This is a genomic window from Cellulomonas sp. P22, assembly GCF_044392165.1.
The window spans coordinates 53493-66781 of record NZ_JBISBW010000015.1; the positions used below are offsets into that span (position 1 = coordinate 53493).

The 13289-nt window shown below is 72.4% G+C and carries 10 protein-coding genes; 7 read left to right on the top strand and 3 right to left on the bottom strand.

The window, feature by feature from the left end; genetic code table 11:
- Positions 1-157: 157 nt before the first annotated feature.
- Both ACGIF2_RS15450 and ACGIF2_RS15455 read right to left on the bottom strand, forming a co-directional pair.
- The gene (locus ACGIF2_RS15450; protein WP_396047057.1) at positions 158-1951 is read right to left on the bottom strand and encodes an ABC transporter ATP-binding protein; all 1794 of its coding nucleotides are present in this window, start codon (positions 1949-1951) and stop codon (positions 158-160) included.
- Entirely contained in the window at positions 1948-3867 is a 1920-nt protein-coding gene (locus ACGIF2_RS15455) for an ABC transporter ATP-binding protein (protein WP_396047056.1), read from the bottom strand. Before ACGIF2_RS15455 ends, ACGIF2_RS15450 begins: the two co-directional genes overlap by 4 nt.
- Before the next feature lie 174 nt (positions 3868-4041).
- On the opposite strand from ACGIF2_RS15455, the gene ACGIF2_RS15460 reads away from it, so the two are divergent.
- The 6 genes from ACGIF2_RS15460 (at position 4042) to ACGIF2_RS15485 (ending at position 10838) form a co-directional block, all read left to right on the top strand.
- Positions 4042-5508, top strand: coding sequence for a DUF2252 domain-containing protein (locus tag ACGIF2_RS15460; RefSeq protein ID WP_396047055.1), 1467 nt, complete (start codon positions 4042-4044; stop codon positions 5506-5508).
- Between the two features lie 14 nt (positions 5509-5522).
- Complete coding sequence (locus ACGIF2_RS15465; RefSeq protein WP_396047054.1) at positions 5523-7181, top strand: MFS transporter; 1659 nt, start codon at positions 5523-5525, stop codon at positions 7179-7181.
- A gap of 64 nt (positions 7182-7245) precedes the next feature.
- Complete coding sequence (locus ACGIF2_RS15470) at positions 7246-7524, top strand: hypothetical protein (protein ID WP_396047052.1); 279 nt, start codon at positions 7246-7248, stop codon at positions 7522-7524.
- A gap of 112 nt (positions 7525-7636) precedes the next feature.
- On the top strand, positions 7637-9430 hold the full coding sequence (locus ACGIF2_RS15475) for an ABC transporter ATP-binding protein (protein ID WP_396047051.1): 1794 nt from the start codon (positions 7637-7639) through the stop codon (positions 9428-9430).
- Between the two features lie 68 nt (positions 9431-9498).
- Entirely contained in the window at positions 9499-10185 is a 687-nt protein-coding gene (locus tag ACGIF2_RS15480; protein ID WP_396047050.1) for a YdeI family protein, read from the top strand.
- Entirely contained in the window at positions 10155-10838 is a 684-nt protein-coding gene (locus ACGIF2_RS15485) for a LiaF transmembrane domain-containing protein (RefSeq protein WP_396047049.1), read from the top strand. Before ACGIF2_RS15480 ends, ACGIF2_RS15485 begins: the two co-directional genes overlap by 31 nt.
- Before the next feature lie 6 nt (positions 10839-10844).
- Here ACGIF2_RS15485 and ACGIF2_RS15490 read toward each other — a convergent pair whose 3' ends face one another.
- Positions 10845-11390 (bottom strand): hypothetical protein, encoded by a 546-nt coding sequence (locus ACGIF2_RS15490; RefSeq protein ID WP_396047048.1) that lies wholly within the window; start codon positions 11388-11390, stop codon positions 10845-10847.
- A gap of 233 nt (positions 11391-11623) precedes the next feature.
- On the opposite strand from ACGIF2_RS15490, the gene ACGIF2_RS15495 reads away from it, so the two are divergent.
- Positions 11624-13174 carry a M20/M25/M40 family metallo-hydrolase gene (locus tag ACGIF2_RS15495; RefSeq protein ID WP_396047096.1) on the top strand — a complete coding sequence of 517 codons (1551 nt, stop codon included), beginning with the start codon at positions 11624-11626 and terminating at the stop codon, positions 13172-13174.
- Positions 13175-13289: the final 115 nt, after the last annotated feature.

Below are 13289 nucleotides of genomic sequence, written 5' to 3' on the forward strand. Positions count from 1 at the left end.
TCCTTCGTCGGACATGCTGACGGGCGGCAGAGGCTGTGTCGGGGCCACATCGGCAGCGATCGCGCGCACTGCACTCTTTACCCGCAGATTACGACTCCATGGGAACCCAGACCTGGGACCTTTGGGATTCGACAGACCCCCCGATCACCCACCGACCTCAGCGGTACGCGGCGGCCTGCAGGTCGAACAGCTCGGCGTACAGGCCGCCGCGGGCCACCAGCTCCTCGTGCGAGCCCTGCTCGGCGATGCGCCCGCCGTCGACCACCAGGATGAGGTCGGCCATCCGCACGGTCGAGAACCTGTGCGAGACCAGCAGCGTGATGGCCCCGGTGAGCTCACCGACCCGGCGCGCGTTCTCGGCGTAGCGCTCGAACAGCTCGTGCTCGGCCTGAGCGTCGAGAGCCGACGTCGGCTCGTCGAGCACGAGCAGCAGCGGCGCCTCACGCATCATCGCGCGGCCCAGCGCCAGCTTCTGCCACTGGCCGCCCGAGAGCTGCGCGCCGTCGCTGTGCGTCGTTCCGAGCTGCGAGTCGAGCCCGTGGTCCAACCGGTCGAGCACACCCTCGGCGTGCGCGCGCCCCAGTGCGGCGCGGACCGCGTCGTCCGAGCCGAGGTCCGGCAGGTGACCCACGCCCACGTTCTCCCGGGCGAGCAGCTCGAAGCGGGAGAAGTCCTGGAACCCGGCGGCGACCCGCGTCCGCCACGCGTCCGCGTCGAGGTGGCGCAGGTCGGTGCCGTCGACGGCGACCGTCCCGGCCGTCGCGTCGTAGAACCGGCACAGCAGCTTGACCAGGGTCGTCTTGCCCGCGCCGTTCTCGCCGACGATCGCGACGGTCGTGCCCGGCGGCAGCGTCAGGTCGACGTCGGTGAGCACCGGGCGGTCGGTCCCCGGGTAGGTGAACGCGACCCCCTCGAACGTGATCCCGGTGCGGATCGCGTCCGGGGCGGGCAGCGGCGCCGCGAGGCCGGGCACGGGCCGTGGACGCACCAGCGCGCGCACCCACGCCAGGTCGGCCATGGTGCGGGCCGTGCGCTGCAGCTGCTGCAGGATCGTGACCGTGGACGTGACCTGCGCGTTCACCTGCGCCGCCAACGTGATGACCAGGATGACGTCGCCGACCGTGCGGTGGCCCGCGACCGCGTCGCGCACCACGAGCAGGGTGGCCGCGACGTAGGCGACCGCGAACACGAGCTGGCCCGCGACCCGGAGCACGCTCGCCCGGACCTCGCCGCGCCACAGCGTCGAGGTGGCGTGCGACCAGGCAGCCGCGTGCCGGGCCCGCAGGTCGCCCTCGAGCCCGCACACCCGCAGCTCCTTGGCCGGGCCCGCGTCGGCCGCGAGCGTGAACAGGTGCCGCGCCCGGCGGTTGTCCAGCGCGGCATCGTCACGCGACCGCGCGACCACGGACTCCGCGCGGCGACCGAGCAGCAGCGGGGGCAGGGCCGCGACGGGCAGGGTCAGGAGCCACGGGTTGAGCCCGGCGAGCAGCACTGCCGTGATGACGGCCGCGACGCCGAGGCCGAGGCTCGACAGCAGCGCCTGCATCGAGCCCCAGCCCGAACGGTGCAGCTCGGTGCGCAGCACCTGGAGCTTGTCGGCGTAGTCGGCGCGCTCATGGTGCTCGAGCCCCGGAGAGTCGTTCGACAGCTCGATGAGCTCGCGTTCGAGACGCATGACCGCGAGGTCGCCCAGCTCGAAGTAGTAGATGTGCGCGAAGTGCCCCGCGGTGAGCGACGCGATCACGAGCGCCGCGACCGTCACACCCGCGATGCTCGCGCCCCGGGCGTCCCCCGCGACGGCGGCGTCGGTGAGGGCGGCGAGCGCGGGCGCAGCGAGCGGCAGCGCCGAGAACTGCAGCAGCATGAGCGCGAGCGAGAGGACGAGCTTGGCCGGGTCGATCCGGTAGGCGATCAGCAGGAGCTCGCTCGCGCCGCGGACGGTCTGCCTCATGGACGTCTCCCTGTGGTCGGAGCTGCGTCTGTGGTCGGAGCTGCGTCTGTGTCCGTGGCGTCGGCCTCGGCGTCGGGCACGAACCGTTCGGCCTGGAGCCGGAACAGCCGCGCGTAGTGCCCGTCTGCTGCCAGGAGCTGCTCGTGCGACCCCTGCTCGGCCACCCGGCCCTGGTCGACCACCACGATGTGGTCGGCGCGACGCACGCTCGAGAACCGGTGCGAGATGAGGACCGAGGTGACCCCGCGGGTGAGCTCGACGAACCGGTCGAAGAACGCGGCCTCGGCGCGGACGTCGAGGGCCGAGGTCGGCTCGTCGAGCACGAGGACCCGCGCTCCGGCCTGCAGCGCGTACAGGGACCGTGCGATCGCGATGCGCTGCCACTGCCCTCCGGAGAGGTCGGCCCCGCCCTCGTAGGCCCGCGACAACGGCGAGTCGAGGCCGTGGGGCAGCGGCTCGAGCGCGTCGAGGATCCCGGCCTGCTGCGCGGCGCGTCGCACGGCGGCGTCGGTGCGGGGCACGTGCACGGCGCCGACGGCGATGTTCTCCGCTGCGGTCAGCTCGTACCGGACGAAGTCCTGGAAGATCACGCTGACCTGCCGACGCCACGCCGCCACGTCGAGGTCGGCGATGTCGGTGCCGTCGCACGTGATGACGCCGTCGGTCGGCTCGTGCAAGCGGGTGAGGAGCTTGACGAGCGTCGTCTTGCCCGCGCCGTTGACGCCCACGATCGCCGTGCTGCGCCCCGCCGGCAGCTCGAGGTCCAGCCCGTCGAGCACCGCCCGGGTGCTGCCCGGGTAGCGGAAGCTGACACCCTCGAACCGCAGCGCGACGCGCGGGCTCTCGGGCGCCACTGCGGCGCCGCCCGTGCGTCCGAGGTCCTGGACCGCCCCGATCCGAGCCTCGAACTCCTCGAGCGCGGCGACGGACTGCATGCCGTACTGGGTCGCGACGTCCGACTCGGGGTAGTACTCCCCCAGCAGCAGCGCGGCGACGACCGACTGCAGCCCGAGCGTGAGCCCCGTGAGGGTCACGTCACCGGACGCCGCCCCCCGGGCGAGATCGACGAGCACCGCTGCGCCGAGCCCGAGCCCGATCGCGGTGTAGAGCAGGTAGGGACGCAGGTAGATCGCGCGGCGCCGGGCGGTCACGGGCGCGAGCATCTCCACCGTCGCCGCCGCGTACCGATCGGCGAACCAGGTGCTGAGCCCGAAGACGCGCATCTCCTTGGCTGCGCCCGGGCCCATCGCCACGTCGCGCAGGTACTCCGCCCGCCGCCGGACCCCGACCACGGTGCGCCATGCCGTCGAGTACTTGCGCAGGCCGCCGCGCTGCCCGTACCGGAACACCATCGTCGCGACGAGCAGCGCGGCCGCGGACCACCACGTCGAGACGATCCCCAGGACCACGGCGAAGCCCACGAGCCGCACGTACCGGGCCAGCAGCGCGAGGAGCCCCGCGCAGGCGTCGCCCGGCGTGTTGAAGTCCGAGTCGAGCTGCCGAGTGGCCTCGCTCAGCGCGTCGAGCGTGGTCTGGTCCTCCATCGGGCCGATGCCCGTCGAGCGCAGCGTGCTCGCGAGCATCCGGTCGCGCATCCTGCCGTCGACGCGGCGCTTGACGCGCATCCCGAGCGCCGTCTGGACGGGGGCGAGGACCTGCTGCCCGCAGAACGCTGCGGCGGCGAGCACGAAGTCGCGCACGAGCGAGTCCCACGCGGGCGACCCGAGGCCCTCCGCGACGGCCGCGGGCACCTGGCCCACGACCACGCTCGTGGCGATGACGAACGCGACGGGCAGCAGCCCGAGCAGCAGGTTCAGGAGGCTCACGCCGACGACGAGACCGGCCCCGGCTGTCGGCAGCAGGCGGGCGATGGCCAGTCGCGGGGCGACCGCGGAGTGGTACCAGGTGCTGAGCACCGGGGCAGCGTAGCGGCGGGCGCCGACACGTCTGTACCGATGTGCGAGGTCCGTCCCTGCGCGTCCGCCGCGGCCGGGGGCTGCTCGCTTCGCTCTCCCGTCGCCGACCCCGGCGGGCCGTGGCCCGCCCGCACCCGGTTGCGGACCTCTGGGACCGCGCGGAGCATGAGGCTCGTGGTCGATGTCGATGCCGCACGCAGACCAGCTCGTCACGACCGGGACAGCAGCACGCTGCTCGGTCCCGTGGGAGTGGGCCGGCTGAGCCGCGCAGAACGGGTCGAGCGTGGGCGTGCGGCCCGGGCCCAGGCGTCGCGCTCGAGCCACGCCGGGTGGCAGGCCGCAGCCGACCGGCCCGACCCGGTCGAGCTGCTCGTCGAGCGCACGCACGACCGGCTGCCCGAGCTCGTCCCCATCCACTTCGGGCGCATGCTCGCCTCGCCGTTCGCGTTCTACCGCGGCGCGGCCGCGCTCATGGCCGCCGATCTCGCCGACACCCCGATCTCGGGCCTGCGCGTCCAGCTCTGCGGTGACGCGCACCTGTCGAACTTCGGCGGGTACGCCTCGGCCGAGCGGGACATGGTCTTCGACCTCAACGACTTCGACGAGACCCTCCCCGGCCCGTGGGAGTGGGACCTGAAGCGGCTCGTCGTGAGCTTCGAGCTCGCGGGCCGCGAGCGCGGGTTCACCGACGACGAGCGGCGAGCGGTGGTCATGGGGACGTCCCGGGCGTACCGGCAGGCCGTGCGGGGATTCGCGCAGCGCAGCAACCTCGAGGTCTGGTACACGCGCATGACCCTCGCGGCGATCCTCTCGCGCTGGGGTCAGGACGCCGGCCGCAAGGTCGTGCGCAGCCTCGAGCGGCGCGTCGACAAGGCCATGCGCAAGGACAGCATCCTCGCGTCGAGCCGGCTCACCCGGCTCGACCACGGGGAGGCGCGGCTGCGCTCCGACCCGCCGCTGCTGGTGCCGATCGGCGAGCTGCTCGGTGACGCCGACCGCGACACGTTCGAGCAGGTCATCGGCACGGCGTTCCGGCGCTACCGGCGCACGCTGCCCACCGACCGGCGGGACCTGCTGGAGCAGTTCCACTACGTCGACATGGCCCGCAAGGTGGTGGGCGTCGGCAGCGTGGGCACGCGCGCCTGGGTCCTGCTGCTGCTCGGCGTCGACGGGACCGACCCCCTCGTGCTGCAGATCAAGGAGGCGAACGAGTCGGTGCTCGCCGAGGCGGCGGGCGCCAGCGCGTACGTCAACCACGGGGCGCGGGTCGTGGCGGGCCAACGGCTCATGCAGGCGAGCTCGGACATCTTCCTGGGCTGGACCACGAGCCAGGGCATCGACGGCGCGGACCGCGACTTCTACGTGCGTCAGCTCTGGGACTGGAAGCTCTCGACCGACATCGAGCGGCAGTCGCCCGCGACCCTCGGGATCCTCGGGCAGCTGTGCGGGTGGACCCTGGCGCGGGCCCACGCGCGGTCCGGCGACCGGGTCGCGCTCGGCGCGTACGTCGGCCCGTCCGACGTGCTCGACCGCGCGATGGCCGACTTCGCCGTCGCCTACGCAGACCAGACCGAGCGTGACCACGCGCTGCTGGCCCAGGCCGAGCGCGACGGTCGCGTCGCGGTGCAGCGCGGGGTGTAGGCGAAGGCGGGCGCATGGGGTCACCACCGCAGGCGGAGGCGAAGAAGCAGCACACGGGCCTCGTCCTGGGCGTGCTCGGCGCGAGCCAGTTCCTCATGACGCTCGACAGCTCGGTCATGAACGTCTCGATGGCCACCGTCGCGGCCGACGTCGGAACCACCATCACCGGCATCCAGACCGCGATCACGCTCTACACGCTGGTCATGGCCACGCTCATGATCACCGGCGGCAAGGTCGGGAGCATCCTCGGGCGGCGGCGGGCGTTCGCGATCGGCCTCATCGTGTACGCGTGCGGCTCGACCGTGACGTCGCTGGCCCCGAACCTCGGCGTGCTGCTGCTGGGCTGGTCGCTGCTCGAGGGGATGGGCGCCGCGCTGATCATGCCCGCGATCGTGGCGCTCGTCGCCGCCAACTTCCCGCCCGAGCGTCGGGCCGCCGCCTACGGGCTCATCGCGGCCGCCGGAGCGGTGGCGGTGGCCGCCGGGCCCCTGATCGGCGGGGCTGTGACGACCTACGCGTCGTGGCGCTACGTCTTCGCGGGCGAGGCCGTGATCGTGGTGATCATCCTGCTGCTGCTGCGGCACATCGCCGACGTCGCCCCGCACCCGCTCAAGCTCGACCTGGTGGGCTCGGCGCTGTCGGTCGTGGGCCTGGGGCTCGTCGTCTTCGGCGTGCTGCGCTCGGGAGACTGGGGGTGGGTGATCGCGACCCCGGGTACACCGACCGTGTTCGGCGGGTCGCCCGTCATCTGGCTCATCGTCGTCGGCTCGCTGGTGACGTACCTGTTCATCCGCTGGCAGAGCCACCTCGAGCGCACCGGCGGCGAACCGCTGCTCGACCCGAAGATGCTGCGCAACTCGCAGCTCGTGGGCGGCCTGAGCATGTTCTTCGCGCAGTTCACGGTGCAGGCCGGGGTGTTCTTCTGCGTCCCGCTCTTCCTGTCGGTCGCCCTCGGCCTCTCGGCGGTCGAGACCGGGCTGCGGGTGTTCCCGCTGTCCATCGCCCTGCTCGTGGCGGCCGGAGGCATCCCCCGGATCTGGCCGCACGCGAACCCGCGCCGCGTGGTGCGGTTCGGGCTGCTCACCATGACGGCAGGCATCCTCGTGCTCGTGGCCGGCCTCAGCCCGGCGGCCGACGCAAGCGTCGTCGCGATCCCCATGGTGCTGATGGGCCTGGGCCTCGGGTCCCTGTCCTCGCAGCTCGGCGCCGTGACGGTCTCGGCGGTCCCCGACTCGCAGAGCGCCGAGGTCGGCGGGCTGCAGAACACGGCGACCAACCTCGGGGCGTCGCTCGGCACCGCGTTGGTGGGCTCGGTGCTCATCGCGACGCTCACCTCGGCTGCGATCTCCGGCGTGCAGAACAACCCCGACATCCCTGACTCCGTGAAGAGCCAGGCCACCACCGAGTGGGCGAGCGGGGTCCCGTTCATCTCGACGGACCAGCTCACGACGGCCCTCGACGAGGCCGGGGTGGACCAGGCCACCGCCACCCAGATCATCGACGTGAACGACGACGCCCGGATCGACGCGCTGCGCTCCGCGCTGGCCGTCGCCGCGCTCATCTCGATCGCGGCGCTGTTCTTCACCGGACGGCTGCCGCGCACCGCCCCGGGCCAACCCGCACGCCCGAAGGCGGCGCCACCCGCCGCCGAGCCGGAGACGGAGCCCGCATGAGCAGGGACCCCGGTCTCCCGACGCCGCACTGGTGGACCGGGCGTCCCGCAGGGATCATCGGAGCATGACGCCCACCAGGTCCCGCCTGTCGATCGGCTCCGAGGACTCGCTGCTCAGCATCGGGTCGAAAGGGTCGGTGCTCTCGATCGGCTCGGTCGGGTCGGTGCTCTCGATCGGCTCGGTCGGGTCGGCGGCGTCGGTGCTGTCGATCGGATCGGCCCTCAGCGTCGCGTCGCTGCTCTCGGCGCTGTCGTGGCGGTCGGTCATGTCCTGGCGCGCGCGGCGCGGGGTGATGACGGGCCACGAGACCGGGCGACCGGGCCGCAAGCACCGCGCCACCTGACGCGGCAGGCGGCGCGGGTGGGCGCGGGTAGGGTGACCCCCGTCCAGGGCAGCGCCGACCAGCGCGAGGTCGTCGGCGGCAAGGGTGCCCGCGTGCAAGGAGCTCGAGAGCAGTGCGAAGCATCATCCGGATCCTCGGGGTCGCCCGGGATCTGTGGCCCACGTATGCCGCGATCGTCGTCGCGTCGCTCGCCGTCGCCGGCACGGGGCTGCTGACACCGTTCATCGTCAAGGCCGCGACCGACCACGTCGTCGACCTGACGCAGGGGAACGCGTCGGGCATCGCGACCGTCGTCTGGCTCGCCGCCGCGCTGCTCGCGGCCGACCTGGCGAACACGGTCCTGACCAACGTCAGCGGGTACCTGGGGGACACCATGGCCGCCCGGCTGCGCGCCACGCTGTCGAGCCGGTACTACGCCAAGCTGCTCGCGCTGCCGCAGCGGTACTACGACCACGAGCTCACCGGCACCGTGATCAACCGGCTGTCCCGCTCGATCACGTCGGTCACGGGATTCGTGAACATGTTCGCGAACTCGTTCTTCCAGATGATCCTCACGGTCGTCGCCGTGCTCGCGATCACGGCGTACTACTCGTGGCCGCTGGCCGTGCTGCTCGCCGTGATCTACCCCGTGTTCCTGTGGCTCACGACGATCACGAGCGCCCGCTGGCAGGTGCTCGAGGCCGAGAAGAACCAGGACCTCGACGTGGCGGGCGGCCGGTTCGCCGAGGTCATCGGGCAGATCCGGGTCGTCAAGAGCTTCGTGCAGGAGCGCCGCGAGCTCGAGGTCTTCGACGACCGCTACCGGCGCACGGTGCGCACCACCCGCACCCAGTCGCGGTACTGGCACACCATGGACGCGACCCGGCGGGGGGCGCTCAACGTCATCTTCTTCGGGATCTTCGCGATCATCTTCGTGCAGACCGCTCGCGGGGTCTTCACCATCGGCGTCATGGTGCTGCTCATCCAGCTCGTCACGATGGCCCGCCAGCCGGTGTTCATGATGAGCATGGTGGTCGACTCGGGACAGCGCGCCATCGCGGGCAGCCGGGACTGGTTCGCGGTCATGGCCGAGCTCGGCGAGCGCGACGAGCTGCCCGCCCCCGTGCCCCCCACCGGCCGCGCGACCAGCGCCCCGGTCGAGGTCGCGTTCGACCACGTGTCCTTCGGCTACGGGGACGACGACGCTGTGCTGCGTGACGTGAGCTTCACGATCCGCCCGGGTGAGCGGGTCGCGCTGGTGGGTGAGAGCGGCGGCGGCAAGTCGACGCTCGTGAGCCTGCTGCTGCGGCTGTACTCGCCCGACCAGGGGCAGATCCGCATCGACGGCACCGACGTGGCGAGCCTCCCGCTCGAGGAGCTGCGCGGGGGCATCGGTGTCGTCTTCCAGGAGGCGGCGCTGTTCTCGGGGACGATCCGGGAGAACATCGCCTACGGCGCGCCCGACGCGACGCCCGAGGCGGTGGTCGAGGCCGCGCGCTCGGCGGGCGCCCACGAGTTCGTCTCCCGCATCCCCGCGGGCTACGACGCCGAGATCGGCGAGCGCGGCCTCAAGCTCTCGGGCGGGCAGAAGCAGCGCATCGCCGTCGCGCGCGCGATGCTCAAGGGCGCTCCCGTGCTCGTGCTCGACGAGGCGACGAGCGCCCTCGACTCGCGGTCCGAGCGCCTGGTGCAGGCAGGTCTCGACCGGCTGATGGCCGGACGGACGACGCTGATCATCGCGCACCGCCTGTCGACCATCTCCTCGGTCGACCGCATCATCACGCTGCGAGACGGTCGCGTCGACGAGATCGGGACCCCCGACGAGCTCGCCGCCTCGGGCGGCATCTACGCCGAGCTGCTCGCGCTCCAGGCCTCGGCCACCACCCGCGACCTGAAGCGGCTCCGGCAGTTCGACATCCGCGTCTGACGCCTGCCCTTCCCGCGCGTGGTCCCGCTCGCGAGGCGCGTGCGGGTGCTGCGCGACAGGATGGCCGCATGCCCGCCGACGACCTTCCCGAGCTGCTGGTGCCGCACGCCGACGCGTGGCGGGCCTGGCTCGACGAGCACCACGCCGACTCGGCCGGCGTCTGGCTCGTGCTGCACAAGAAGGGCGGCACCGTCACCGAGCTGACCTACGCCGCGGCGCTCGACGAGGCGCTGTGCTACGGCTGGATCGACGGCCAGGCACGGTCGCGCGACGGGGAGAGCTCGTTCCAGCGGATGACGCCCCGGCGCCCGCGCAGCCGCTGGTCGGCGCGCAACGTGGAGCACGTCGGGCGGCTCGAGGAGCAGGGCCGGATGCGCGAGGCCGGGCGGGCGCAGGTGCGGGCCGCGCAGGCCGACGGGCGCTGGGAAGCGGCGTACCACGGCAGCGCCACGGTGCAGGTGCCCGACGACCTCGCGGTCGCGCTCGCCGCCGAGCCCGCCGCGAAGGCGTGGTTCGACGCACTGACCTCGACCAACCGGTTCGCGGTGCTGAACCGGATCGGCGCGGTCAAGCGGCCCGAGACCCGCACCCGCAAGATCGCCGAGACCGTCGAGCGGCTCGGCCGGGGCGAGACCCCGTACCCGCAGAAGCGTCGCCCGACCGACGCCAGGGCTGACCTGCAGAAGGACCTCCAGGCAGGTGGTCCGACCCCTAGGTTGGCCGCATGGAACGTCGCCCCGCCACGCAGGCACTGATCGGCACCGCCATCATGGTGATCGGGGCCATCGCCCTGCTGAACCAGCTCGACGTGGTCGACGTGAGCATCGGTCGACTGCTGGCCACGTGGTGGCCCGCCGTGATCATCGTGCTGGGGGTCGCCGGGCTCGCGGCCGCACCCCGCGCCTGGCCCGCCCCGCTCGCCGTGGCAGCGGCCGGGGGCGTGCTGCTGGCCGGGAACCTCGGGGTAGTCGACGGCGGGGTGTGGCCGCTGATCTGGCCGGTCGCGATCATCCTCGTCGGCCTGTCGTTCCTCACCCGGGCGGCGTCGTCACGCACGGACGAGCGGTACGTGACGGCGACCGCGATCTGGTGGGGCGCCCAGCGCCGCCCGCTCACGCAGGACTTCCGCGGCGCGCAGCTCAGCGTCCTGATGGGCGGCGTCGACCTCGACCTGCGGAACGCGCAGATCGTCGAGCGCGCCGAGATCCGCGCGTTCGCGATGTGGGGCGGGATCGACGTGAAGGTGCCCCACTCGTGGCGCGTCGAGATCGTCGGCCTGCCGCTGCTCGGCGGGTGGGAGAACCGCACCACGGTGCCGTCCGACCCGGAGGCCCCCGTCCTCGTGGTGCGCGTGATCACGCTCATGGGTGGCGTGGACGTGAAGAGCAAGGCCCCCGCGAACGCCTGACCCCGGTCAGTGGTGGTGGTGCCGCAGCTTCTTCGCGGCGACCCCGACGGCTGCCGCCTTGGCCCCGGCCTCGACGGTCTTGCGGCTGACCTTCGCGGTCTCCTTGGCCACCTTCTTGGTGGTCTTGCGTGCCGCCGCCCGGGCGTCCAGCCGCAGGGCGTCGAGCAGGAAGGTCAGTGCGGCGCCGAACAGGATCACGTCCTTGGCGACGCCCACACCCTGATCGTTGGGCCGGGGGTCGCCAGGCCCCACGTGCAGCGCCGGTGTCTTGAGGTACACCCCGACGAGCAGCCCGGAGAACGCCGTGAAACCTGCTGCCACCACGGTGCGCGGCAGGACCGGCACGAGCAGCGCCGACCCGAGCGCGATCTCGGAGGTCGACAGCAGACGGGCGAACTTCTTCGGCTCCATGTCCTTGACGACGGGGTACGCCGCGGCGGCCATGTCCTGCAGCCCTCGGGCCGTGTCCTCGTCGGCCCCCCTCTTGCTCAGCCCTGAGTTGAGGATGTAGGCCCCTGCGGCGAGCCGCAGCGGGATGAGATGGATGTGCATGTGTCCTCCTGAGCCGGTGTCAGGCACGCGGGCGCGCGTCACGCCGACGCTACGGCCGAACGGCCCGGCGAACATCTTGAGAGCAGAACGGGACACGCCGGTGGGTAGATGTCGCGTTTCGCCCGGTTCGTCACGGCGGGGCCCTACGTTGTCGGCATCGGCTCCACTGCAGGACCGCCGCGGCCGCCTCGGTCGTGGCGTCACTCCCCGACCAGGAGGTCCTCATCGTGAGAATGCGTCGAACCGTCGCCGGGCTCGTCATAGCCGGGGCGATGACCGTGGGGGCAGGGGTCGCGTCGCCGGCGGCGGCCCACCCCCAGGACAAGGGCCCCGCGGCCTTCGCCCAGAAGATCACCACCAAGAACGTCTTGCGTCACCTCCAGCAGCTCCAGAAGATCGCCGAGCAGAACGGCGGCAACCGCGCAGCGTCGACCCCGGGCTACGAGGCCAGCGCCGCGTACGTGGAGAAGACGCTCAGGAAGGCCGGGTACACCACCGAGCGGGACTACTTCACGTTCGACCGCGAGATCCTCGACGCGCAGACCCTGACCCTGACCCCGGCCGTGGGCGACCCCGTCGGCTTCGAGGTCGACCAGATGGCCTACTCACCGAGCACGCCGGTGGGGGGCACCACCGCCGACGTCGCGAGCCCGACGGACACGTTCGGCTGCGCCGCGGAGACATGGAGCGGCGTCGACGTCGCGGGCAAGATCGCCCTGGTCAGCCGCGGCGGCTGCGCGTTCGCCCTCAAGGGCGCCACGGCGGAGGCCGCGGGTGCGGCGGCCGTCGTGGTCTACAACAACACCGACGGGCTGCTCAACGGCACCCTCGGCGAAGAGAACGGCGTCGGCATCGCGGTCGCGGGCATCTCGCAGGCCGACGGTCAGACGCTCGTCGCCGCGGCGGCGTCCGGCCCCCTGAACCTGACGCTGGACGTCCGGTCACACGTCGAGGCGTCCGAGAGCTTCAACGTCATCGCCGAGACGAGGCAGGGTCGCGACGACAACGTGGTGATGCTCGGCGCCCACCTCGACGGCGTGGAGGACGGTCCCGGCATCAACGACAACGGCTCCGGCTCGGCCGCCCTGCTCGAGGTCGCCGTCCAGCTGGCCGACAGCAAGAGGCTGAACAACACGGTCCGCTTCGCCTGGTGGGGTGCCGAGGAGCTCGGCCTGATCGGCTCCACCCGGTACGTCACCGAGCTCGCCACCCAGCCGGGCGAGCTCGACCGCATCGCCACCTACCTCAACTTCGACATGATCGGGTCGCCGAACTACATCATCGGGGTGTACGACGCGGACGAGTCCACGTACGAGGCACCGGTGGCGGTCCCCGAGGGTTCGGTCGCGACCGAGAAGGTCTTCACCGACTACTTCGACAGCATCGGCCAGCCGTGGGTGGACACCGAGTTCTCCGGCCGGTCCGACTACCAGGCGTTCATCCTCAACGGCATCCCCGCCTCCGGTCTGTTCACCGGGGCGGACGACGTCAAGACGGATGCCGAGGTCGCCCTGTTCGGCGGCACGGCGGGGATCACCCACGACCCGAACTACCACTCGCCGGGTGACGACCTGACGAACATCAGCACGAAGGCGCTGGGCATCATGAGCAAGGCCGTCGCGTTCGCGACCTACTCGTTCGCCCAGGACACCTCGGCCGTCAACGGCGTCTCGGGGCTCGGCGACCAGCCGGGCAAGCCGGGGAAGCCCGGCAAGCACGGGAAGCCGGGCAAGCCGGGCAAGGGCCACGACCTCGGCGTCCGGGGATGGGACAGAGCAGCCTGACCACGCGAGAGCAGCCCGACACGCAGACGGGCGGGGCCGGTGGACGCACGTCCACCGGCCCCGCCCGTGCTCCAGGGGTCGAGCCGCTCCAGCGTCGAGCCGCTCCAGCGTCGAG

Bases quoted from the DNA above. Each gene is read 5' to 3' on its own strand.
- ACGIF2_RS15450 (WP_396047057.1), bottom strand. From the start codon at position 1,951: ATGAGGCAGACCGTCCGCGGCGCGAGCGAGCTCCTGCTGATCGCCTAC.
- ACGIF2_RS15465 (WP_396047054.1), top strand. From the start codon at position 5,523: ATGGGGTCACCACCGCAGGCGGAGGCGAAGAAGCAGCACACGGGCCTC.
- ACGIF2_RS15470 (WP_396047052.1), top strand. From the start codon at position 7,246: ATGACGCCCACCAGGTCCCGCCTGTCGATCGGCTCCGAGGACTCGCTG.
- ACGIF2_RS15480 (WP_396047050.1), top strand. From the start codon at position 9,499: ATGCCCGCCGACGACCTTCCCGAGCTGCTGGTGCCGCACGCCGACGCG.
- ACGIF2_RS15485 (WP_396047049.1), top strand. From the start codon at position 10,155: ATGGAACGTCGCCCCGCCACGCAGGCACTGATCGGCACCGCCATCATG.
- ACGIF2_RS15490 (WP_396047048.1), bottom strand. From the start codon at position 11,390: ATGCACATCCATCTCATCCCGCTGCGGCTCGCCGCAGGGGCCTACATC.
- ACGIF2_RS15495 (WP_396047096.1), top strand. From the start codon at position 11,624: ATGCGTCGAACCGTCGCCGGGCTCGTCATAGCCGGGGCGATGACCGTG.